20 protein-coding genes are annotated in these 21,219 nt (G+C 74.3%); 5 read left to right on the plus strand and 15 right to left on the minus strand.

Annotated elements, in window-relative coordinates:
* Positions 1 to 17: 17 nt before the first annotated feature.
* The 13 genes from ACZ4YL_RS39570 to ACZ4YL_RS39630 form a co-directional block, all read right to left on the minus strand.
* A complete protein-coding gene (locus ACZ4YL_RS39570) occupies positions 18 to 440 on the minus strand; it encodes a hypothetical protein (RefSeq protein WP_468123201.1) in 423 nt (140 codons plus the stop codon).
* Positions 440 to 709 carry a hypothetical protein gene (locus tag ACZ4YL_RS39575; protein WP_453419916.1) on the minus strand — a complete coding sequence of 90 codons (270 nt, stop codon included), beginning with the start codon at positions 707 to 709 and terminating at the stop codon, positions 440 to 442. The genes ACZ4YL_RS39570 and ACZ4YL_RS39575 overlap by 1 nt, the downstream gene beginning before the upstream one ends.
* Before the next feature lie 97 nt (positions 710 to 806).
* Positions 807 to 3,119 (minus strand): hypothetical protein, encoded by a 2,313-nt coding sequence (locus ACZ4YL_RS39580; RefSeq protein WP_468123203.1) that lies wholly within the window; start codon positions 3,117 to 3,119, stop codon positions 807 to 809.
* A gap of 106 nt (positions 3,120 to 3,225) precedes the next feature.
* Positions 3,226 to 3,645 (minus strand): conjugal transfer protein TraB, encoded by a 420-nt coding sequence (locus ACZ4YL_RS39585; RefSeq protein ID WP_468123205.1) that lies wholly within the window; start codon positions 3,643 to 3,645, stop codon positions 3,226 to 3,228.
* Between the two features lie 5 nt (positions 3,646 to 3,650).
* Positions 3,651 to 5,951: a hypothetical protein gene (locus tag ACZ4YL_RS39590; protein WP_468123207.1), complete on the minus strand. Its 2,301-nt coding sequence runs from the start codon at positions 5,949 to 5,951 to the stop codon at positions 3,651 to 3,653.
* A gap of 589 nt (positions 5,952 to 6,540) precedes the next feature.
* Positions 6,541 to 6,789 (minus strand): hypothetical protein, encoded by a 249-nt coding sequence (locus ACZ4YL_RS39595; protein WP_468123208.1) that lies wholly within the window; start codon positions 6,787 to 6,789, stop codon positions 6,541 to 6,543.
* Between the two features lie 68 nt (positions 6,790 to 6,857).
* Positions 6,858 to 7,388 (minus strand): hypothetical protein, encoded by a 531-nt coding sequence (locus tag ACZ4YL_RS39600; RefSeq protein WP_468123210.1) that lies wholly within the window; start codon positions 7,386 to 7,388, stop codon positions 6,858 to 6,860.
* Positions 7,389 to 7,607: 219 nt separating this feature from the next.
* Positions 7,608 to 9,185 carry a DUF2637 domain-containing protein gene (locus tag ACZ4YL_RS39605; protein ID WP_468123212.1) on the minus strand — a complete coding sequence of 526 codons (1,578 nt, stop codon included), beginning with the start codon at positions 9,183 to 9,185 and terminating at the stop codon, positions 7,608 to 7,610.
* 155 nt (positions 9,186 to 9,340) lie between these two features.
* Positions 9,341 to 9,880 (minus strand): hypothetical protein, encoded by a 540-nt coding sequence (locus tag ACZ4YL_RS39610; RefSeq protein WP_468123214.1) that lies wholly within the window; start codon positions 9,878 to 9,880, stop codon positions 9,341 to 9,343.
* A 15-nt stretch (positions 9,881 to 9,895) separates the two neighbouring features.
* Entirely contained in the window at positions 9,896 to 10,189 is a 294-nt protein-coding gene (locus ACZ4YL_RS39615) for a hypothetical protein (RefSeq protein ID WP_468123215.1), read from the minus strand.
* Complete coding sequence (locus ACZ4YL_RS39620) at positions 10,186 to 10,716, minus strand: hypothetical protein (protein ID WP_468123216.1); 531 nt, start codon at positions 10,714 to 10,716, stop codon at positions 10,186 to 10,188. The genes ACZ4YL_RS39615 and ACZ4YL_RS39620 overlap by 4 nt, the downstream gene beginning before the upstream one ends.
* A 279-nt stretch (positions 10,717 to 10,995) precedes the next feature.
* Positions 10,996 to 12,402: a hypothetical protein gene (locus tag ACZ4YL_RS39625; protein WP_468123217.1), complete on the minus strand. Its 1,407-nt coding sequence runs from the start codon at positions 12,400 to 12,402 to the stop codon at positions 10,996 to 10,998.
* A 105-nt stretch (positions 12,403 to 12,507) separates the two neighbouring features.
* Positions 12,508 to 12,702 (minus strand): hypothetical protein, encoded by a 195-nt coding sequence (locus tag ACZ4YL_RS39630; RefSeq protein WP_468123219.1) that lies wholly within the window; start codon positions 12,700 to 12,702, stop codon positions 12,508 to 12,510.
* Between the two features lie 649 nt (positions 12,703 to 13,351).
* On the opposite strand from ACZ4YL_RS39630, the gene ACZ4YL_RS39635 reads away from it, so the two are divergent.
* The 5 genes from ACZ4YL_RS39635 to ACZ4YL_RS39655 all read left to right on the plus strand — a co-directional run bounded on the left by ACZ4YL_RS39635 (position 13,352) and on the right by ACZ4YL_RS39655 (position 18,400).
* Positions 13,352 to 14,152, plus strand: coding sequence for a GntR family transcriptional regulator (locus ACZ4YL_RS39635; RefSeq protein ID WP_468123220.1), 801 nt, complete (start codon positions 13,352 to 13,354; stop codon positions 14,150 to 14,152).
* A 45-nt stretch (positions 14,153 to 14,197) separates the two neighbouring features.
* A complete protein-coding gene (locus ACZ4YL_RS39640; RefSeq protein ID WP_468123222.1) occupies positions 14,198 to 14,752 on the plus strand; it encodes a UTRA domain-containing protein in 555 nt (184 codons plus the stop codon).
* Between the two features lie 145 nt (positions 14,753 to 14,897).
* Positions 14,898 to 15,215 carry an XRE family transcriptional regulator gene (locus ACZ4YL_RS39645; RefSeq protein WP_468123224.1) on the plus strand — a complete coding sequence of 106 codons (318 nt, stop codon included), beginning with the start codon at positions 14,898 to 14,900 and terminating at the stop codon, positions 15,213 to 15,215.
* Between the two features lie 399 nt (positions 15,216 to 15,614).
* The gene (locus ACZ4YL_RS39650; RefSeq protein WP_468123225.1) at positions 15,615 to 17,387 is read left to right on the plus strand and encodes a hypothetical protein; all 1,773 of its coding nucleotides are present in this window, start codon (positions 15,615 to 15,617) and stop codon (positions 17,385 to 17,387) included.
* A gap of 785 nt (positions 17,388 to 18,172) precedes the next feature.
* Positions 18,173 to 18,400: a hypothetical protein gene (locus tag ACZ4YL_RS39655; RefSeq protein ID WP_468123227.1), complete on the plus strand. Its 228-nt coding sequence runs from the start codon at positions 18,173 to 18,175 to the stop codon at positions 18,398 to 18,400.
* A 78-nt stretch (positions 18,401 to 18,478) separates the two neighbouring features.
* Here ACZ4YL_RS39655 and ACZ4YL_RS39660 read toward each other — a convergent pair whose 3' ends face one another.
* Together ACZ4YL_RS39660 and ACZ4YL_RS39665 are read right to left on the minus strand one after the other, a co-directional pair.
* Positions 18,479 to 18,868 carry a hypothetical protein gene (locus ACZ4YL_RS39660; RefSeq protein WP_468123229.1) on the minus strand — a complete coding sequence of 130 codons (390 nt, stop codon included), beginning with the start codon at positions 18,866 to 18,868 and terminating at the stop codon, positions 18,479 to 18,481.
* Positions 18,869 to 18,929: 61 nt separating this feature from the next.
* The gene (locus ACZ4YL_RS39665; RefSeq protein ID WP_468123230.1) at positions 18,930 to 21,068 is read right to left on the minus strand and encodes a hypothetical protein; all 2,139 of its coding nucleotides are present in this window, start codon (positions 21,066 to 21,068) and stop codon (positions 18,930 to 18,932) included.
* Positions 21,069 to 21,219 lie beyond the last annotated feature (151 nt).

A 21,219-nucleotide genomic window follows, 5' to 3' on the forward strand; every position in this document is an offset into this window, starting at 1 on the left:
TCCGGGCTCGGCGGCGGTCAGGTCCAGGGGGCGGCGTCGTAGCACTCGCGGACGTACGCGCGCAGCTCCTCGTGCGGCGCCTCGACGCCGGGGGGCGTCAGCCCGGCCGGGACGAGCCAGGGGTGCGCGCGGTCGAGGTCGGTGAGGAGCCGGAACGACTCCGCGGCCTGCGCCCGTGACGCCGCCTCGCCGAACATGCCGCCGGCCTCCACCCGGTCCGACTGGGCGGCGCGGCGCAGCAGGTAGGCGCGGAGGGCCTCGGGGTCGTTCTGCTCGCCACCGAGGGTCTGCGCCAGGAACTGGGAGGAGAGGGTCAGGAGTTCGTGGGCCTCGATCAGGAGGTCGGGGGCGTAGCGGTAGACGCGTGCGGGGTCGAGGCGGGAGAGGTCGGGCACGGGGTGCTCCTCGTGGGCGGGTTCGGGGTGGCGGGTGGTGGTCATCAGGACCGGCCGTCCTGCTGGCGGTCGATCTCGGCGCCGAGGCCGGCCGCGAGGTCGTCGGCGGCCGCGGCGATCCAGCGGCCGAGTTCGGCGGTGCGGGCGTACTGGGCGAGGCGCAGCTGATCGGGGGCGCTCGGCGCGGCAAGCTCGGGGGCGAGGGCGCCGAGTACCGCGATGACCGCGGCGAGGTCCAGGGCGGTGGCGTCGCCCGGGAAGGGGAGCGCGGCGCCGTCGGGGACGCGGTGGAGGTTGTGGCGGTCGTGGCTCACGGGCTGCTCCTGGTGGTCGCGTACGAGGGAGGGCGGGCCCGTGGTGCCGGGCCCGCCCTCGGGGTCGGGGTGCTGCGGTGTGCGGTGTGCGGTGCGGTCAGTCCTGCGGGGTGGAGCCGGGGAGCGCCCACGTGCCGTGGGTGGCGCCCTTGACGATCCGGCCCTCGGCGGAGAGGCGGCTCATGGTGGTCTCGACGGTCGCGGCGGACGGGCCGCCGGAGGTGCCGACACCGACCGCGGCCCGGATGTCCCGGGTACGCATCGGCCCGGCGCCGAGGGCGTCCACGACCCGGTCGCCGAGGGTCTGCGCCTTGACCGGGGCGCCGACCGGGGCGCCCGCGCCGCTCCTCCCGTGGTGGGCGTCGAGGGCCTCCACCACGGTCTCCAGCTCGGCGTTCAGGGCCTCGCGGTCGAGGCCGCCGGTGCCCTGCAACATGTCCTCCGCGTACCGGAGGGCGTGCTCGTACGCGGCGTGGAACACCTGCTCTTCCTCGGGAGTCAGGCCGGGCATCGGCGCGGACTCCATGAGACGGATCAGGTGCGGGTACGTCTTGCGCTCCTTGACGGCCCGCCAGACCCGCATCAGGCCGATGGTGCCGCCGCTGATGTGCCAGGCCATGCCCGCCGTGACCGGGCCGGTGGGGGCCTCCTCCCCGGCCCACGCCGCCTCGACCTCCGCGCCGTCGCCGCCGCCGAAATAGGGCGGGATCGGCGTCACCTCGACGCTGCTGACCTTCATGGAGGAGGCCATGCGCTGCGTCATCTCGCTGTCGACGCGGCCGAGCCAGACACTGCCCCGGCGGGCACCAGCCCGGATCTTGTCGCTGTCGCCGAGGTCGGCGAGGTGGATGGACTGACCGGCGATCCGCAGGCCCATGCCGAGCTTCCGGTACGTCGTCAGGGCCCGGGCGACCATGGCGACGACCCACTTGCGGAAGTCGTCGGTTACCTCGGCGTCCTCGGCCAACACCTGGTTGATCTCGTCAAGGCTGATGTTCACCAGGGACCACGGTTCGCCCCGGGTGAAGGAGCCCCAGCCGTTCGCGGCGCTGATGCCCTCGCGGTACCGGGCGACGGCGTCGGCCCCGGCGAGCGTCGCGGCCAGCGCCGCCTTACCGGCCCCGAAGTGGGCCACTCGGCCGCGCGCCTCCGGCAGGCTCATCCCGTCCTGCGCGTCCGCGACGATGCTGACGATCCCCGACAGCCGCTCGGCGGCGAGGATCGTCAGCATGGTGACCGACTTCCCGGAGCCGGGGGCGCCCACGAGGATGTCGGCGAGGCCGCCCAACTCGGGGTCGTACAGCTTCATGCGGGACGGCCGGCCGTCGTGGCGCAGCCCGAGGGCGAACGTGCCGTCGGCCCGCATGGTCAGGTCCTCGGCCGTCGCCTCCCGGATGTGCAGGAGCGGGTGCTCCCGGTAGACCGTGACCACGGCGGTGGACAGTCGGCCGGCCTCGACCATGAGCAGGTCGGGGTCCTCGACGCCGAGCGCCCGCGCGAGCGGAAGCCGCGGAATGGAGATCAGCCGGTCGTCGTCCGACTCGACGCGGAACACCGCCTTCCCGTCCTCCAGGCGGTAGTCGGCGAGGTTCATCCCCGGGGCGATGCCGCCGGGCCCTGACACCTTCTCGGCCCACAGCTGGCGGACCGGGTCGCCCTCGCGGGCGGCCTGCTCTTCGGCCCGGGCGGGGTCCACGAGGAGCGCCAGGCGGCCGGGCCCGGAACCCGGGATCGCGTTCAGGACCACGGCCGCCACGGGCACGTCGAAGATCGCGGCGACCGCTCGTTCGTCGAGGCGGGACGACACCGCCTCGCCGGGTGCGGCCAGGATCACCGCGGTGAACGCCGGGCGGTACGGCTCGGGCTGGTGCAGCGCCGTCAGCTCGGTCCCCTTCGCGGAGGCGGCGGCCGCCCACAGGGCCCGCACCCCCGACAGGTAGTCACCGGCGTCCGGCTCGGCGGCGTCCGCGAGGGCGGGCAGGGTGTTGACGGCCCGGTTGATCCCGGCGGCCCGGGTCAGCGGAACGGCGAGGCCGGAGGCGGCGGCCGCGGCGACGGGGGCGGCGATCTCCCACCAGGAGCAGCCCGGCGCGATCAGCGCGGCCGCGTACGTACCGGACAGGCCGAGCACCGGAAGGGCCCGGGTGCAGGCGAGGAGGAGGCCCGCGCCCCCGACACGGGTGCGCCGCCACAGCACGGCGAGGGTGCCGGCCCCGGCGGCGAGCGCAGCGACGTGCAGGCCGGTGACGTCGGTCTGCGGTCCCACCGCGGCGAGGATGCCGCCCGCCCCGTACAGGACGCGTTCGGCGATGGCGAGGCGCCGGGCGGCCGTCGGGTGGAGGCCGGGGTGCGCGGTGGTCGGTTCGGCCGGTGCGGCCGGGGCGGCGGGCGGGAGCGCTGCGGTGGTCACGGGGGCCTCCAGGGCGTGCTGTGCGGGTGCGTGGACTCGGGGAAAGGGCGAGGGGGCCCGGCCGTGGCGCCGGGCCCCCTCGGGGCCGTACGGAGGTGATGCGCTGTCAGCGGGTGACCCGGTAGAACCCGGGCCTCGCCTGCGGGGGGCCGAGCCGCGACGTCTCGTAGATGCCGCCGTACTCGGCCCGGTGCTCGCCGTTCAGGTCGTCGGCGGCCGTGCTCATGTCGGACGCCGTCCGCGCCACGTCGGCCGCGGCCTTCGCGACGTCGCGCAGCGCGGTGGCCCCCTCCCGGACCAGCCCGGTGAAGTGGGGGGCCACCTCGGCCTGCGTGCACAGGTCGGCGAGGAGGTCGGCGTGGTTGGCGTCCCGCTCCATCTGGCGGCGCAGGTTCCACAGCCCCTCGGCGAGGTGCGCGGCGGACGCGGCCAGCTTGGCCACGCGGCCCGCCAGGGCGAGGAACCCGGGGGTCTGACCGCCCCGGCCGGTCGGAAGGTTCGGGGTGTACGGAACGAGTTCGCTCATGGTGGTCAGTCCTCGTTGTGGGCGCGGGCGGAGGGCGTGGACAGGCCGGCGTCGGCGGTCGCCTGCTGGAGCGGCCGGTACCCGTCGCGCATCTCGTCGTGGGCGGTCTCCATCGACTCCGCCGCGTGCAACGACTTGGTCTGCATGGCGTCCGCGCGGCGGGCGAGAAGGTCCATGAACTCCGACAGGCGGCCCATCGCTGCGCCCGTCCTCCGGCCGATCACGTTGTGGTGGTTGGCGAGGTCGTCGGACAGGTCGGCGAGCGCGTCCCGCAGTTTGCGGGCGTTCTCGGCGAGGACGCTGCACTCGTCGTACGTGGCGAGGCAACGCCGCACCGACCTCCCGAGGCCGGTCAGGACGTCGTCCAGGGTCACCTCGGTCATGTGCTGGGCGGCGGCCTGCGTCGGCCGGGTGTAGGCGGGCACCGACCCGGCGGTGGACCGGGTGGGGGCGGAGGACTTCACGGGCGGCTCCTTCGTAGCGGTGCGGGCGGTGCCGGCCGCGGGGAGCGAACCGGCAGGCATGCGGGGCGGGCGGGCCGGCCGGGCGAGCCACTCGTACGTGACCGTCACTCGCTCCTGCTCGTCCATGACGTGCTGCGCGGAGTCGGCGGCGGAGCGGCGGGTGCGGCCGCCCCGGGGCGGGGCGGTGGTGCCGTGCCCGTGGCCGTATGTGCTCCAGGGGCCGCCCGTCGGCGGGGGCGTGGTCTGCCCGCCCGGGGGGCGCCTCCACGTCCGCCTGCGGTTGCGGGGGCCGGTCTGGCCTGGCCCCTGCCCGGGCGGCTGTGTGTGACCCTGCGGACCGCCGGGCGGGGCCTGCGGGCCACCGCTCGGCGGGGGCTGCTGCGGGCCGTTCTGCGGGCCCTGGGGGCCGTTCTGCGGGGGCTGTTGCTGTCCGCCCTGCGGCGTCCCGGTCGGGGGCGTCGGGGGCTGCTGCGGCTGCCCCGGCGGGGGCGGGGTCTGCGGCTGACCGTTCGTCGGCGGCTGCGTCGGCCTCGGCGGATAGGTCGGCCGGGGCGGGTACAGCGGCCGGGTCCGGTCCGCCTTCACGCACCGGCGGCACCGGCACTCGTGGACGTCGTAGCCCTCCAGGGTGCCGTGCTCGATGCCCGGAATTTTCCGGACCGGCTTGACGCCCCTGCGCTTCCGCAGGCTCCACCGCCGCCGCCTCCCCTGAGGGGTCGGGCCGGTCGGCTGCTGCTGGGGTCCGGGGCCGGGCCCCTGCCCGGGCTGCTGCGGGGTCTGCGGGGTCTGGGGCTGTGTCTGGCCGGGCTGCTGCTGGCGCTTCCGCCTGATGATCCGGCGGCGCCGGTTCTTCGGTGTCGTGGGGGCCGTGCCGGGCGGCTGCTGAGTGCCCGGTCCCTGCGGCCCCTGGCCCTGCTGCTGACCCCGCCCCGGCTGCTGCGGGGTCTGCGGCCGGCCGGGGCGCGGCTTCCGGGTCCGCCGGTTCTTCCGGCCGTTCCCGGTGGGCGACGGCCCGGGGCCGGTGCCGCCTCCAGTGCCGGTGCCGGTCGGCCCGCCGGAGGGTTGCGTGCCGCCCTTCCCCTGCGGCTTGCCGGTGCCGGATCCCCCAGCCCCGGACGACCCGGTACCGGTGCCTCCGCCCGACCCGCCGCCGCCCTTGTTCTTGCGGTCGCGGATCTTCTGGAGCGGGCCGGTACCGCCGCCCCCGCCGGGTGACTTGCCCCGGCTCGGTGACTGGACGCCCGCCGAGGGCTTCCCGCCGCCCGAGCCGGTGCCCGTTCCCGAGGGTCCGGTGCCGCCCGGCTTGACGTTCCCGCCGCCCGGCTTCCCGTTCCCGTTGTACGGCTTGGCGTTCCCGCCGCCCGGCTTGGTGTTCCCGCCGCCTCCGGTGCCGCCGTTGCCGGTACGGCCGCCCTGGGGGCCGGCTTTCCCGCCGCTGTTCCCCGAGCCGGTGCCGCCACCGCGGCCGCCGGCGGGCGATGTCCCGCCGCCCGTACCGCCGTTCTTGCGAGTGCCCCCGCCGCCGGATCCTCCGCCCGAGGGGGAGCGGCCGCCACCGCCGGCGGATCCTCCGCCGGCTGCGGCCTTCCCGAACTCGGCTGTTGTCGGGACCTTCGTGAGGCGGGCCCGGGCGTCCTCCTCGGCGGCCTTGCGCTTGATCTGTGCTTCCCGCCAGACGGTCTCTTCGGCGGCGCGTTCCAGGCGGCGCTGGTGCCAGTCGTGCACCACCGTGACCGTGCCGCGGAGCGCGGCGAGCGCGATGGCGAGGACCGCCGAGAACGAGAGGACTCCGAGGCCGTCGCCGCCGCTGTCGACGCCTTCCGATCGGAAGGTGGCTGGCACCGCCGGCGCGGGGGGCGGGCCCGGGCTGACGGCGGCGAGCGAGGCGGCCGCCGACCGCCGGGGCCGGGAGGGCCCGACCGGCGGAGACAACGGCGCCCCCGCCGGGGTGGGCGGGGGCGGGGTTGCCGGGGTGGCCGCGGGGGGCGCCGGAGCCGGGGCGGGCGGTGCTGCCGGAGAGGCTGCCGGAGGCGCGGCGGGCAGTGCCGCCGGGAGCGCCGCCGGAGGTGCGGCGGGCAGTCCCGCGGGGGGTGCCGCCGGGGGCGCGGCGGGCGGCCCCGGCGGCGGTTCGGCGGGGGGTGCGGGAGGTGTTGCCGGGGGTCGGTTCCTCGGCGGCGGCAGGCCGGGCGAGGCCGGCCGCCCGGGGAACTGGACCACGGTTCCACCGCCGGGCGGCGGGGTCGGGCCGGACGAATTGCTCATGATCGGCTCCTGTCGGGAGTTGACACAGGGTCACGGAGTGCCTTACGCGCGCGGGCGTCCGCGCGTCCGCGGGTCCGTGCGTCGCGCGTCCGCATTACGCGCGAGGCCGGGGGCCGGTCCGGGGCGTTGTTGTTGTGGTGGTTGACCCCGCCCCGGACCGGCCGCCCTGTCACCGTCCGTAGCGCTTGACGAAGTTGGCGAGGGTGGTCGCGAGGTCGTTCCAAGCGGCGTCCGCGTCGTCCGTCCCGGCCCGGTTCCTCTCCCACTCGCGGGCCACGGCCCGGGCCTCGTCGGCCCACGCGAAGGCGATCCCGGCCGGCCCGCGGGCGGCGGCGTTCGCCATGCGCTGCTCCCGGTGCACGGCCTGGTTGTGGGCCCGGCGCTGGGCTGCGGTCATCGGCTCGGTGGCGGTGTCCATGTCCGTCCTTCCTGGGGGTGGGCCGCGCACCGGGACGTCCCGGTGCGCGGCGGTGGGGTGAGGCGGGGTCAGGCGCCGCGGCGGTCCCACAGCTCGGTGATCCCGCGGACCTGCGCACCCTGCTGGTGCGGCTGCTCCGCGAAGGCCGGCACCGGGGCCGGGGCCGGGGCGGTCGCCGACTTGTGCAGGGCCTTGGCGGCGGCCGCGCCGACCGAGGCGCGCCGATCGGCCCGGCGGGCCGCCTTGGCCTCGCGCTGACCGGGCAGGGCGGTGACGTGGTGGACGTGCGCCGCGAAGACTTTCCGCAGGTCACGGAACCCTTCCGCCTGCATCTGCGCGCCCTTGATCACCCGCTTGAGGGGCTTGGTGGCCCGACGGGTGCGCAGCGCGGCCGACCAGCGTCCGTCACCGGGCACGACCTCGGCGCCCAGGGCGCCCTCCATCGCGGCGAGGAACAGCGCGTACTCGTGGGCGTCTCCGGCGTGCGTGGCCTCGCGGTCGGCGGTGTAGGCGGTCATTGCGGGGACGGTCAGGAGGCGGGTGTACGCCTCCACGGAGGAGTTGGTGCTGGTGTTGGCGGGGGCGGGCGTACGGTCCACGGCGTGCTCCTCGTGCTCGGGGGGAGTGGTCGGGCGGGCTGGTGGTCACGCAGCGGGACCCGGCGGGGTGCCGGGGCCGGCAGGGCGAGCGCCAGAGATGCGCAGCGGGGGCGGTCCGGGATGTCCGGTCCGCCCCCGCTGGGGTCGTGTGCGCTGTACGGTCAGCAGAAGGCCGCCCCCGCTTCCTTCGGGGGCGGCCGTTCCGTGTGCCGGGTCGGATCAGATGCCGTCGGGCCGGTAGCCCTCGGCGATCTTCTCGGCGGCCCACTTGCGGTAGTTCGACGCGGTGGTGGTCGATACGTCGAAGACGGCGGCAACGGTCTCCAGCGGGATGGCGTCGACCTCGCCGCCGTGCTCCAGGATCGCCATGCGGGCCAGGCGCAGGACGTTGCGGTCCTTCTGGTTCAGCCGGGCCTCGTCCTCGACTTCCGCCGCGCGTCCCTCGATTTCCGCGATGCGCAGCCGCGTTTCCGCCGCACGTGCCGCGGCTTCCGCCGCACGCTCCGCGTCCTCCTCGCGCCGCCGGCGGGCCGCCTCCGCAGAGGCCTCCGCGGCGGCTGCCTGGGCGTCGATTTCCGCCGCGCGGCGCCGCGCTTCCGCCGCGCGCTCGGCCGTTCCCGCCGCGCGGTCCTCGATTTCCGCTGCGGCCTCACGGGCTTCCGCCGCGCTCTTCTCGGCCTCCGCGCGGCGGGCGTCCGCCTCGGCGGCCGCGACGGATTCCAGGGCGGTCACTTCGGCCTCGGCGGCCCGCTCCGCGGCCGTCAACTCCGCCCGGGCGGCGATCGCGGCCTGTGTGGTCACCACCTCCACCTCGTGCTCCGCGGCCTTGACCCGGCCATGGGTCCGCAGCCGGGCAATCTTGGCGTCGGCTTCCCGGTCAGCGGCCCGCGTCTCCGCGGCGACCCGCTCGGCCTCCTGCGCCTCCTTCAAGACCGCCTCGCGCTCCGCGGCCTGCCTGGGCAGGTCCAGGGCCTCCTCGATCGTCAGCCCGTACGGCGCCATGGTCAGAGGCAGCCGCAGGTCAGCCGGCGCCTTGCGCCGCCAGCCGCGGCCGTACCGACGTTCCAGGTGGACGCGGTACACGTGGATCGACTGCGCCCGCTCCACGGCCTCGAAGTAGTCCGTGTCCCACAGCTTCATGGAGCGCCACAGCATGAACGTGCGGGCGGGCGAGAGGACCCAGCGGGAGGCGGGGACACCGGTCTGCTCCTGGTCGTCCGCGGCGGGGCGCACGGCCCGGTTGATGGCCGTCTTCGCAACTTCCACGATGACGATGAACAGGAAGGCGACCACGGTGTGCGCGAACACGGCCACGTAATCCGTGCCGGTCCAGGCCTCGCCCGGCGCCGGTGCGGCCGAGGCGCCGTTGAGGACGATCGTCGCGCCGGTCAGCAGCCACACGGGGAAGCGGACCCAGCCAATCGGCCGGCGCAGCCACGCCATCACGAGGTCGATGGCGATGAGCACCAGGATCCCGAGGTCCACGCCGAGCGTGAACAACTGCGCTTTGCCGAGCGTCTGGAAGCGCAGCCGCTCGTGCGCGAACGCGGCAACGTGTTCGAAGGAGAGGTACAGGCCGGTTCCGGCGAGGAGCACGGAGGCGAAGACGATCGCCCCAATGGAGATCCTCTGGGGGCGGCTGAGCGTCCCGACGATCTCGCCGAGCCGGGCGGGCGGAAGGATCCCTTCCGGCGCGGCGGGAACGGGATCGTGTGCGACGGGAACGGGGGCGTGCGCGGCGGGAATGGACGGCCGCGCGTCGGGAACGGGGCGTGCGCCGCCGTCAGTGCGTGGCATCGCGGCAATAGCCACGGGGAGACCTCCGGGTGTTGTGCGGTGGTGGACAGGGACGGCGGCCCACGTGCCGGGAACGCGTCCTCGCAGAGCGGGAACGCGTCCTCGTGCAGCGGGTACGGGCCGCCGTCGCCCGTGAGTGAGGATCGCTGACGGGTCTACCGGGCGTCGCACAGGGGGAGCGGCTGCACACGCCACACGACCTCGCAGGCCGGCGGAAGTGCCGCGCCGGGAACCGTAGCGGTCCACCCGTCGCGGGGTGCGCCCTCGGCCTCGGCGGCGGCCTCGGCCCCCTCGACGGTGGTGTGGACGCTGTGGAACCGGCCCCGGTGGAACAGGACATACACGCGGTCCGTGGCGGCGGCCTGCCTGCGCGCGGTGCGCAGCAGCGCCCGCAGCGCCACCCGGTCCTCGGCGTCGAGGAGGACCTGGTCTCGGGCCTCCTCCACCTCGGCACGGAAGGCGTCGCGCTCGGCGCGGGCCTCGTCCCGCTCGGCGGTCGCCTGCCGAAGGATGGCGCGCATCCCCTCGAACTCCGCGTCGGCGTCGTGCTTCGCCTGGCGGAGCTGTTCCGCCAGGCACTCGGCGGTGCCCTCGGCGCGGATCGCGGAATCGTTGGCGGTCTCGGCTTCGAAGCGGGCCTGCGCGAGCTCGGCGCGATCGGCGAGTAAGGCGGTCGTGCGGACGATGCGGTACACGGCGGGTCTCCTCGGTCAGGTGAACAGGTCGAGTTGGGCGGCGGCGAGGGCGGCCGCGGCGGCCGCCTCGCGGATCCGGCGGCCGGCCTGGTCCGCGTCGGCGGCGTGCGGGGCGCAGACGGCCGTCAGGTCCTCGGCGGGGAGGCGGACCGCCTCGACCAGCCGCACGGCCGGGTCGGCCGGGGTCAGGACGGTCGCGAGTTCCCAGCACCCGGCGGTGCGGCACAGGCGGCCGTCCCGCCGGGTGACCGCCCGGAACACAGCGTGCGCCGCGGCCGGGGCGGTCGAGGCCGGGTGGGGAGTCGTCACCGGGGGTCCGGGGCGGTGGCCTGCCACCGGTCGAACCCCTCTACTCGGGCGTGAAGCCACAGCAGGCGGCCGCGGCCGATGATGACCTCGGCCCACGTCTTCGCCGCTTCCACATCCCGGGCGAAGTCGTCCGGGTGGAACTCGCCGTGAGTGCCGTAGTGGTCGCCCTCCAGCTCCCACCCCCACACGTCGACGTCGATGTGGCAGGCCGTCAGAGTCCAGCGGCTCACGGCCGGACCCTCCGGGGTCTCGGTCGGGGCGGTCAGGGCGGGCCGGCCGCCCGAGGTCCACGGCGGCGTCGGGCGGTCGGGCTGGTCGCCGAGGCGGGCGGCGGCGCACGTGGCGGTCAGGCCCACGGCGGTGAGCAGCGCGGCCGTCCCGTCGAGGGGGTCACCGGCGAGGAACGCCCACCCGGCGATCACGCCGACGAACGCGGCGGTGACGGGGGAGGTGAGCGTGCCGGTGACGGCGTCCTCGGTGCGGGCGGTCGCCGTGTGAATGCCGGCCCGGATGCGATCCAGGTTCATGGGGTGTCTCCCGGGTGCAGGCCGGCCCGGGACCGTCGCGGTGACGGTCCCGGGCCGGGGGTGTCGGGTCAGGGGAGGAGCGGGAGCCGGGTCACTTCCCGGACCGGACGCGGCGCAGCGCCTCGTCCATGTCGGCGTCGGAGTCGGTGGGGGCCAGGGCGAGCGTGGTCTGGTGCATGGCGTTGTCCTCCGGTGATGTCGGTAGAGACGTGCGGGAACGGCCCCTTCCTGTGCAGGCGTCGGTAGCGCCTCCGGTGGGGGCCGGCTGCTGTGCAGAGGTCAGGCGGCGAGCGCGACGGCCGGCACCGGCACCACGAGGGCTCGGTAGGTCACCACCGCGTCCAGGTGCGAGTGCTCGGGCGTCTCGACGGCGGCCTGGTGCTCGGTGGCGACGTCGGCGGCGAGGGCCCACGGGTCGATGGGGGCGGCGGCCCAGACCTCGGCGGCCACGGCATCGACCTGGTCCCACAGGGCCGCCCGCAGGTCCGTCCCGGACGGGTGCGGGGCACCGGTCCTCATGAACCCGGCGAGTCGGGCCAGTACCGCCGAGCGGAACGTCCGCGCCCGGGCTCGCAGGGTTGTCGGGGTTTCGGCGTCCAGGTGGCCGCCCAGGACGGTCATCAAGGAACGGCGCCACGCCCCGAACTGCCGGGCGGCGCGGGTCGCCAGACGCTCCAGGCCCGCCAGCACCTGGGGGAGCGCCCGGAGGTAGCGGGTCATCTGCCGTTCGGCGCCGGCCACCAGCAGTACGCGGGTCTCCTCGCGTCCCTCGGGGCGGCCGTCGGCCAGCATCCGACGCGGCGTCGAAACGGCCAGCCCGAACAGGGACGCCACCTCGGCGGCAATGCCCTTGTGCTCGGCGGCCCGCCAGGCCCGCCGGGCGGGGAACATCAAGCGGGCCTCGGTCCGGCCGCCGGCCATGAACGGGCGAACGGTGACGTACCCGGTGGCGGTCCGCGGCTCCACCGGCCCGGCGGCGTGCTCGGTCTCGTGCAGCTCCTCGGCGGCCGCCGGAACGGGCGGGGCGAGCGGAGCGTCCTGGCAGAGCCTGCAACGGGCCTCCACCGGCGAGACGTCGGCGCACTGCCCGCACCCGCGCAGCTCCAGTTCGAGGGCGGCCGCGCGCTCGGCCTCCCGGCGGGCTGCCTCAGCCCGGTCCTTGGCCTCGCTGCGCGCCCGGATCGCCTCAACCTCGGCGCGGCGGACAGCGGCCTGCCGGTCCCACTCCGCGCGCCGCTCCCGCGCCGCCTGCTTCCGGCGGGCGTCCTCGAGCCCGCCGGGCAGACACGGCAGGACCCTGCCGCGCGCGGCCGTGGGGGAGAGGGACTGGTTCGCGCGGAGCACGCGGTGGGCCCGTGCGGCGAAGTCGGCATCGGTCATCAGCGCGCCGGGCACCATCCGGATCCGGCGGACCGCCTCCACGCCGTCGGCGGTGGCCCGCACGCAGCCGTTCGTCGCGGCCGTCAGGAACCCGGCCTCGGTCAGGCCCGCGATCCGGTCGGCGGCGATCCGGCGGCCGCCGGCCGCGCGCCGGTAGGCGCCCGCCTCGGCCACGATCCCCGGGCCGGCGGCGTGCTCCACGACGTCCAGGTGGCGGGCCGTCCAGTACAGGCTCGGCGCGGTCGTCTCCGCCAGGTACTGCTCACGCCACGCGTCGGCGTCGAACTCTTCGTCGGTATCGTTCATGTCGTGCGCTCCTTCCGGTGATGTCGGTAGGGGAAGTGCTGGGACGGCCCCTCCGGGTACAGGCGTCGGTAGCGCCTCCGGTGGGGCCGTCTGCTGTTCAGAGGGTCAGGCGGTGCGGTGCTGCGGGCACCGGCACGGCGGGTACTGCAGCGTGTACATGGGCACCGGCACCTCCTCGGTGCGGACCTCCACGTGCGGGCCGTACGTGCGGCCTCCGTCCCGACTCACGCGCATCGTCATCCGAGGCGGTTCGTCGGCGGCCTTCGGGGCCGGCAGGTTCTGGCGGGCGCAGTCGTTCACAGTGACCTCCTGGTGCATGCGCTGACGTGCGTAGACCCCGGCGGCGTCGGTAGCGGCGTCCGGGGCCTTGGGTGGCCGAGGGGCCGCCGACCGGCACCCGCCGCGGTGTGCGGGGGATGCCGGACGGCGACGGCTCGGCGCCGTCGTCAAAGTGGTGGGTCGCGATCTTTGCCTCGCACCGCCCAGGGCGGCGGGGGCCGGCTTGTCGCCGTTGCCGTTTCTCGTGCACGCCTTCCCCCCTACGTTCCTCACGTCCACGCGCCTCATGGCGAGTGATGCCGCGACCGGTAAGGCCGGGTGTGGGCTGGGCTGCACGCATATGGAGTTCTCAAAGAACGGCCGCTTCCTTCCGTCCACCCCGCTGTCGCGCGGCTTCCGTCCGGGCTTGCGACCAAGACCCGTCTAAACCCCCAGATACAGGGATCTTCCGGCCCTCACTCAACTAGTTGAGTGGCGGTCACGGGTCGATTAACCCACCCTTCACAGCCCCTGTCAACCCAACTAGTTAGGTGTGTTGCAAGGGCTTGTCTCAACTGGGAATCCACGCGGCAAAACACCGATTGACGGCCCCAACTTTCGATGCTCAACTAGCTATGCGATGCTGTCCCGGACAGGGACCACAACAGCGACGAATGAGAGGCGGACGGCCGTGGCCAAGCGAGAACCGGGCAAAGTCGAGACGATCGCGGCCGATCTGCGGGCCAAGATCGAACGCGGCGCGGACGGCTTCGGGCCAGGCGAGAAGCTGCCTTCGGTGGCGGATCTCCAGGCGGCCCACGGAATCGCGTTCCAGACCGCGAGGGATGTATTCCGCGCGCTGGAGCGGGACGGCCTCGCCTTCACGCAGCAGGGCAAGGGTTCGTTCGTGTCGCCGTTCATCGGGAAGATCACGAGGGACGGCGTCGGCCGGTACCAGCCTTCCGCCCGCGCCGAGGGCGGCGCGCGCGGTGCGTTCGAGGCCGAGCTGAACCGGCTCGGCCTGGTCTACAAGTCGTCCCCGACGGACATCGGCCGGGCCCGCCCGCCGAAGGAAGTCGCCGCCGCGTTCGGGCTGCACCACTCCGCGAAGGCGGTCTACCGGTCCCGCGCTATGCGGGCCGGCCGGGACGCTGCACCCTCCGACGAGGGGTTCGTGGTCCAGCTCGCGACGTCGTGGTTCCCACTCGACATCGCCGGGGAAACGCAGCTGGAGCAGCAGGACACCGGCCCCGGCGGTAGCAAGTCCCGGCTTGCCGACCTCGGTTTCGCCCAGCGGCGCATCCGGGAGTCGATCGAGGTCAGGTTCCCGACCGCGGCCGAGGCGGAGGCCCTGAGCATCCCGGCCGACAGGCAGGTGTACGAGCTGGTGCACCACGCCGCTACGGCAGACGGACGTGTTGTCGAGGTCGCCGTGCACGTCATGCCCGCGAACATCTGGCGGTTCTCGTACACGTGGGAACTGGACGCTTAGCGCCCATCCCGGACATCACCCATCACCAGCAAGGAGCACGCACAGATGCCCAGCAACACCATCGACGCTGACGGGACGATCACCCGGGACGCGCGGAGCCGCTACCGGCAGCGCGCCGAGGGTGGCGCCCACGGCGCTTTCGAGGCCGAGACCAAGAGGGCCGGGGGGAGCCCCCGCGCCGACGTCGAGGTGACGCGGGGCGCGGCCCCGGCCGACGTCGCCGCCATCCTCGGCGATGGAGCGGACACCGTGATCCGCAGCCGCCGCATGTATGACGGGGAGCGCCTGGTGCAGCTCTGCGACACATACATCCCGGCGTTCGTCGCGGAGGCCGCGCCGGCCGTCGCGCAGCTCGACACGGGCGCAGGCGGGATCATCTCCCGCATGGCGGACGCGGGTCTGGCGCAGGCGGAGGTCGTAGAGGACGTCACCCTGGCCAAGGCGACCGCGGAGCAGGCCGAGGCCCTCGGGGTGGAGGCGGGCGCGGCCCTGCTCACCATCACGCACGTGGGGCGCACGGAGGATGGCCGGACCGTCGAGGTCTCCCGGCACATCCTCGGCCCGGGCTGGACGCTGCGGTACGGCGTCCCGCTGAGCTGACGGAAGCGGGCCGCCGACGGGCGGCCCGAGGCGGGGTACGAACGGGTGAATAGCCCGGTGAGCCCCGCCTTTTCCAACTCAGATCATCCGTACCTGTGGTACGAATACGGCACTTGCCGTGATCACCTCTGACGGAGAATCCGACATGAAGCACCCGAAGTACGCCCCTCACCCGGTCGAGGCCCAGGTGAGGGCATGTATCGCCGCCGTGCTGAACATGACCGGCGAGACGTACACCAGCCTCGGCAAACTGCTGAACGTCACGGACGTGATGATCGGGCGTCGTCAGCGCGGTCTGGCCCCCTGGTCCATGGCCGACCTCGGCAGGCTGGCGGACCACTGGGGGATGTCCCCCTGGCACCTGGTGGCCGGCCCCAGCGAGGCCCTGGCCGAGCTGTCTCCCGCCCGGGTGGATGAGCTGCGAGCAGCCCGCGGCCTTCGCCTGTTCAGCGCTGCTCATTGATCTTGTCCCTGCCGCGCGGCTAGCTGCCACGGCCAGGACACCGTGGAGAGACTCCACCCCAGACATGCCAAGGGCCGCCCCGTCGGGACGGCCCAGGACAACAGAGAACCCGCCCCCCGAAGTCTTTTGCGGGAACAAGGGGGACGGGTCCGGTGAACCCGCTCGCGCGGGTCGTTGCTTTGATCGTACGGGCAATGCCGAGCTAGATCTAGGCGGCTCGTCGGCGATCGGGTGCAGCGGCGGCGCACGCGGGTCAGGAAGGGCGCCCCAGATGCACCGTGACCAGCGAGGTCACTTCCCCCCTACACCCCGTGTGGGGGGAACCACAACCCCCACCGCTGCCGCACCACACCCCCCTACCGCCGCGCACGCCGACCTTCTGGCCGCCGGAGGTGCCCGATGAGCGAGGCGCACGCCGCTGAACAGCTCGCCGAGCTGCACGGCCCTGACCACAACCCGTTTTATGGGACGTACGTCCGCGACTGGATCGGCCTGTGCGACGACCTGCGGGACGCCGACGTGCGCGGGTACCTGATCCTGCGCTCCCTCGTGTTCGAGGGGAAGGGCGTCAAGAACCGCGTCCGGGTGCTGACCCTTGCCGAGCTGTGCCAGCTCATCCCCGGCCCGAACGGGAAGCCTTCGAGCCTCAGCCGGATCCGGGAGCTGCTGCGGTGCCTGTCGGCGGTCGGGCTGATCACCACCCCCGAGGGTGGTCCGGTCACCACGTCCTCCGGGGGGAAGGCCCAGGGCCGCCCACTGCGAATCAAGATCCATGACCAGCCCGCGAACGCCTTCAAACCGCGGTGGCCCAACACGGAGGAGAAGCTCGCTTCCATCCGGCCAAAGGCCGAGCAGGCGGCCCTCGAAGCGGCGGAGCAGGACGCCTCCCGTGCGGCCGCCAAGGCTGCTGGTCGGAATTCCGACCAGCAGGACGCTGGTCGGAATTCCGACCAGCCCGGTCGGAATTCTGACCAGGCTGGTCGGAATTCCGACCGCGACTCTGGTGATGACCTGGGAGAACGGGCGCCGCAGTCCTGCTCTTGTGCTTCTCCTTCTTCTACTCCTGCACAACCGGGGGGGTCGGCCGGAGGCCACAGTGCGGGGGGTTTTACGCGTGCGGGTGCGCGTGACGGCGCGGCGCCTGAAAGTCCGACCGCTGCGGGCGGCTCCGCCGCCGACTCCTCGGAGTCAGCAGCAACGGAGGAGGGGGAGGAGGCCGGCGCCGCGGCGGCGAAGCCGAAGAAGCGGGCAGCGAAGGGCCCTCTTCAGGTCTCGGAGCTGAAGCCGGTGGCCGGTGAGGATGAGGTGTACGCGATGCTCGACGACCTCGGGGTGCTGACTTCCCCGGCCGCCCGCATCTCCACCCTGCGCCGCGCGGTGCGGGAGTTCCTGGGGCACTACGCGGACGCCCGCTCGGGGCCGTACGCGATGTACCCGCGCCGCCCCGAGCACGCCGCGCTCCGGCTGAGCATCGGGTGGCATCAGGCCGGGGGCCCTCTCCGTTCAAGCGCTGGCTACAAGGACGGGGATCGGATCGCCCGGCCGGTCGGCTATCTCGCCGCGCTGCTCACCACCCACGAGTGCGACCACCCGAACTGTGAGGCCGGCGTGTTCCTCAACACCGGCGAGGAGTGCAACACCTGCCAGTACCGAGCCGCGGAGCGGATCGCCCATGCGAAGGGCGCGCAGCTCCTCGCCGAGCAGCAGGTTCGCGCTGCGGCCGCGGCAGACCTCCGGGCCCGGCAGTTGGCGGACGAACGGGAGCAGGCGCACGGGGAGGCCCTGGAGGAGAACTCGCGCCGCGAGGAGGCCGCCGCCCGCCGTGCCGCCCGGGAGGCTGCCGCGGCCGCCGAGGCTGAGGAAACCGCCCGCCTCCGCGCCGAACTCACCGAGCAGTTCGCCGCACTGGACGCCGGCGCGGCCCGGCCGGTTGTCCCTGCCCCCCTCTACGCCGCCCACGACCAGGACCCCGCCGACCCCGAGGCCGACGCCTTCCCGGCCGAGGAGGACCCGTTCGCCCCCGGCCACTTCGAGAACCAACCCGTTCTTGAGGCCCCCGTGCCGGACGTCACCGCCGACGTTCAGGAGCAGCAGGCGGCCGCTCCGGCCCCGTGGTCGCTGTCGCACCCGAACGCCCTTTACGAGGCGGCGAAGGCCGCCCTGGCTTCCTAGGCCCCGTTCAAGACCCGCCCGGTGCCCGTTCAGGTGCCGGGCGGGCCCATGTCTGTGACTGCCCGCACGCAGCCCTGTGCGCCCCGTACGGCGATCAACGCCACCCCCCGAGATATCCGCGCCGCTTGACCGCCCGTCAGGCCAGCACAGGGCCGTACAGGACCACACGCCGACGGGCGAGCGAGGGAGCGTCACCCATGACGGGGCTGCGGGCCGGCCCGGTTAGGGTCGGCAGCAGCCCGCGCCGATATGGCGTGCGTGGGTGAGGCCCGGTGCCCGGGATTCCGGGGGCAGTACCACCGGGCCGCCCCCATGCCAGGCGCGAACTGGTCAGTGGTGCGTGGGACCTTCGCCGAGTGAGCGGCGGCCGGGTACGGACTGGGGCTCGGGGGCGGACTCTGCCGGGGGAGCCGGCTCGGTGCCCTCGGCGGCAAGGCGGGCCCTGCGGGATCCGGCGGAGGTAGCGGAGGCGCGGGGGCCTGTGCCCAGGGCGCGTCGAGTGTTCACCAGGACAGTGTCCTGCGCAGGGCTCAAGGGCAGTTGGCCGGGGCCGCCTCGCGCGCGGCCGCGCGCGAGGACGTCTGCGCGGAGGTCTGCCGGTCGGCCGGCCCGCCGACTCATCGAACGAACTCCACGGCCGCGCACAGGTGGGGTTGCGCGGCTAACCCCCGCGTTCCGCACTGTGCTGTCTGCCCCTCACCGGAGTGCGCAGACTGCAACCCCCGGAGAGGTGTGCAGCGCCATGTCCGTGGACCATCCGCGGACACCTATCGGGAGGGAACCTCATGTCCACCGCTACCGACCCGCAGCAGCAGCCCCCGCGGCCGCCGCAGCCGGCCACGGACCCGCTCCTGACGCTGTGCCTGGTCATCGTCGGCGTCCTGGTCCTCGCAACGGCCGGCTACATGTGCGTCGCCCACCCGTCGCTCACCGGGCCGATTGCGACGGTGGCGACGGTGGCCGGGGCTCTGGCCGCGGCGGTCGGCGTCGCGTTCGCCGTCCGCCGGCGCTGACCGCGGCCCGGCAACGGGCCTGCTCGTGAACGACAAACGCCCCGCCCGGACTCCGGGCGGGGCGTGCGCGTTTGCAGGTCAGGGCCTGTCCTCGGCGTCGAGGATGTCGAGTGCGCGCGGGACGCCGTCCCCGCTGCTCCAACTGGGGTGCGGGAAGGCGGGAGGGGCTTCTTCCGTCCACGCGCCGGCGCCGGGTACGGCTGCAGGGTCCTCGCCGGCGGCGAGCGCGTCGAGCTGGGCGGTGATGGCGTCGAGGTTGAGGAGGCCGGCGGCGTAGGCCTCGAGGAACAGGCCGACGGCGTGGGAGATCGAGACCTCGTCCTGACCAGCGCGTTTCTTGCCCGCCTCCCACACGGTGCCGGCCACGTTCACCGTGCGGACGACCTTCTCGTCGGTGAGTGTCCGGTCGGTGGGCCTGCCGGTACCGGCGGGATAGACCTTGGGGACCTGGCGGGGTGCGGTGGCCATGCGGGCGTCGCCTCTCGTCTCGGGCGCGGACCGTATCAGGCCCGCGCCCCCACCCTACCCCTTAACTTATATAACTTCTCGGTTTTGACGTCCTTCGGAAATGAGGGGCGAGGCCGGGTGGCCAGGGCCGGCGCCAGGGCGGCGACGCCCCCACCCCTGCCGAGGTGTCCGGCGAGGGCGAACACGGGGCGAACGCACTTGTATAACTTCTCGGTTTTTTGGGGACCGGTCGCAGGAGCGGGGGCGTGGCCAGCGCCTCGGCCTCGGCGGCGGCCTGCTCGCACGCGTCCGCCAGGACGGCGGCCCGGTGGGCGAGTTCCGCCGCGCGACGGGCCGGAAGGGCCCCGCCGGCCTCTGCCGCGTCGCTCGCCTCCCACCCGATGCGCATCCACAGCTCCTGCGCCACCGCGCCCCGCCGCAGGGCGGTCCGGGCGAGGTCCCGGATCCGGGGGAGCACCGGCGCGGCCCACCCGGGGACGGCGGTGTCGGGGGTGTCGGTCCACCGGACGGCCGGCCCCTCAAGCGAGGCTCGCGCGGCCTGGACGGCCCGTCCGGCGCGCACGGCACGCAACGCGTGTCCGTCCGCTACGTCCTTCCACTCGGCGACGGTCTGGCCCTGGTGACGGTCCGGGACCGTCACGGGCGCGATGCCGACCGCGCACGGTGCCGCGGGTACCGGGTCGGGACGGTGGGCGGCGGACGCGGCGCGCTCGGCTCGGACGCGGTGGCGAGTCTCGGTAGCGCGCTGGTCGGCGCACCGTACGAGGTGGGCGGCCGCGGAATCCCGGTCCGCGTGCTCGGTGGGCCGAGCATCCCGTCCAGGGGTGATCGCGTACCAGTGGCGCCCCGACTCGCGTACGCGGCCGGCCATGTGTCCGTCGACGTGTACCGCGCGGCCGCCGAGTTCACCGGTGGGCAGACCGAAGCTGTACCGGTCACTCGCTCCGGTCGTCGTGGCCACGGCGACCGGAGCGACCAGCACCGACTCCTCCTCCGCGCGCACCGCTTCCTCCGCGGCGTGGTCAGCGGCCGCATAGGCGACCGTGGCGTGTGCGGTGTGCAGCCGCTCCAGAGCCTCGCGCATGCCGGTCCGTCCGCTGTAGCGCTGCGCGGAGACGTGCAGGGCCTGCGCGGTCGCCAGCTGTCCGCGCGCGGCCTCCAGCCGCACCTCGGCCTGCTGCACCCGGTCGACCGGGCCCGTGACCGCCCACGCGTGGACGGGGTCCGCAGCGTGGCCGGTGGTGTGCAGCCACGCGACGTACGCCGCGGCGTAGTCGTCGCCGTGCCAGTTCTTCTCCGCCCACCCCTCGAACGCGTGCGAGATCGTACGGCCGTCCCGCTCGCGCGCCTCCGCCCACTCCTCGGCACCTCGCAGCACCCGATGCTGACGGGCGTCCTCGATGCAGTCCGCAGCGTGCTGGCGGTCCTCGGCGTCCATTTCGAGTACGGGCAGCGCGCTGACCGGGACTCCGGCGCGCTCCGCGGCGTGTTCGGCGCACATGAGCCGACCGTCCCGACGGGTGCCCACGAGGTACAGGCGGACCCCGTATGCCTCGCAGTAGCCGTTGAAGCCGGCCGCCACCTGCACGTTGCAGTCGCCGACCGTGAACGGCTCGGGAAGTCCGGGGATGACCGCCCGCCGGACCTCGGCGGGGATCACGTCCGCCAGCGTGAGCTCCACCTGACCCTCGACCGGTTCCACCCGGAGGCTGTACTGGCCACCGGTACCCCCGTCCTCGCCCCAACCGGCGAGATCACCGTTCCGGGTTACCTCCGAGCCCCAACCGAACCGCGCGTCGAACCGGTCCGGGCAGTACGCGTGCTCGATGCACACCCGCGGGTTGTCGACCTCTTCCGGGTCCTCACACCCGCACTCGCCGTACTCGAACGGGTCCGTGACCTCGGCCTCCTCCACCAGCTTCGTCACGGCCTTGAACTGCATGTCCGTCAGCTGCACACCGTCCTGCACGCCCTTGCTCTCCTTGGCCACGTACCGGAAGCCCTTGGGACCGCGCTCCCAGTACAGAAGCAGGGACACCTCTCCCGCGGTGGTGTACGCCTCCAGCCCCACGACCCACGCGTCCGCGGTCCGGCCCTTCGCGCCGGCCGCGCCGAACACGGCGGAGGCCTGCCAGTCGTTCTCCTCGGCCGTCCGGATCAGCCGCGCCGCACTGCTGGGGATGGAAGTCAGAGCAGACATTTCGAACCCTCCAAGGGAGACCGACCGGCGACCTACCGGCCGCCCTGTTGAGAACAACCCTAGCTGAAGTTATATAACTCCGAGGGGTCCGCAGCCCCCAATTCACCCGTTTGAGCTTTTGGTATGTGGGCGGTCTCGGCGGGGGGTTGAG

The organism is Streptomyces sp. NPDC030021, assembly GCF_055574035.1.

Coding starts and splice junctions, on each gene's coding strand:
- ACZ4YL_RS39570 (WP_468123201.1), bottom strand. CDS start 440: ATGACCACCACCCGCCACCCCGAACCCGCCCACGAGGAGCACCCCGTG.
- ACZ4YL_RS39585 (WP_468123205.1), bottom strand. CDS start 3,645: ATGAGCGAACTCGTTCCGTACACCCCGAACCTTCCGACCGGCCGGGGC.
- ACZ4YL_RS39595 (WP_468123208.1), bottom strand. CDS start 6,789: ATGGACACCGCCACCGAGCCGATGACCGCAGCCCAGCGCCGGGCCCAC.
- ACZ4YL_RS39605 (WP_468123212.1), bottom strand. CDS start 9,185: ATGCCACGCACTGACGGCGGCGCACGCCCCGTTCCCGACGCGCGGCCG.
- ACZ4YL_RS39620 (WP_468123216.1), bottom strand. CDS start 10,716: ATGAACCTGGATCGCATCCGGGCCGGCATTCACACGGCGACCGCCCGC.
- ACZ4YL_RS39625 (WP_468123217.1), bottom strand. CDS start 12,402: ATGAACGATACCGACGAAGAGTTCGACGCCGACGCGTGGCGTGAGCAG.
- ACZ4YL_RS39640 (WP_468123222.1), top strand. CDS start 14,198: ATGCCCAGCAACACCATCGACGCTGACGGGACGATCACCCGGGACGCG.
- ACZ4YL_RS39645 (WP_468123224.1), top strand. CDS start 14,898: ATGAAGCACCCGAAGTACGCCCCTCACCCGGTCGAGGCCCAGGTGAGG.
- ACZ4YL_RS39650 (WP_468123225.1), top strand. CDS start 15,615: ATGAGCGAGGCGCACGCCGCTGAACAGCTCGCCGAGCTGCACGGCCCT.
- ACZ4YL_RS39655 (WP_468123227.1), top strand. CDS start 18,173: ATGTCCACCGCTACCGACCCGCAGCAGCAGCCCCCGCGGCCGCCGCAG.
- ACZ4YL_RS39660 (WP_468123229.1), bottom strand. CDS start 18,868: ATGGCCACCGCACCCCGCCAGGTCCCCAAGGTCTATCCCGCCGGTACC.
- ACZ4YL_RS39665 (WP_468123230.1), bottom strand. CDS start 21,068: ATGTCTGCTCTGACTTCCATCCCCAGCAGTGCGGCGCGGCTGATCCGG.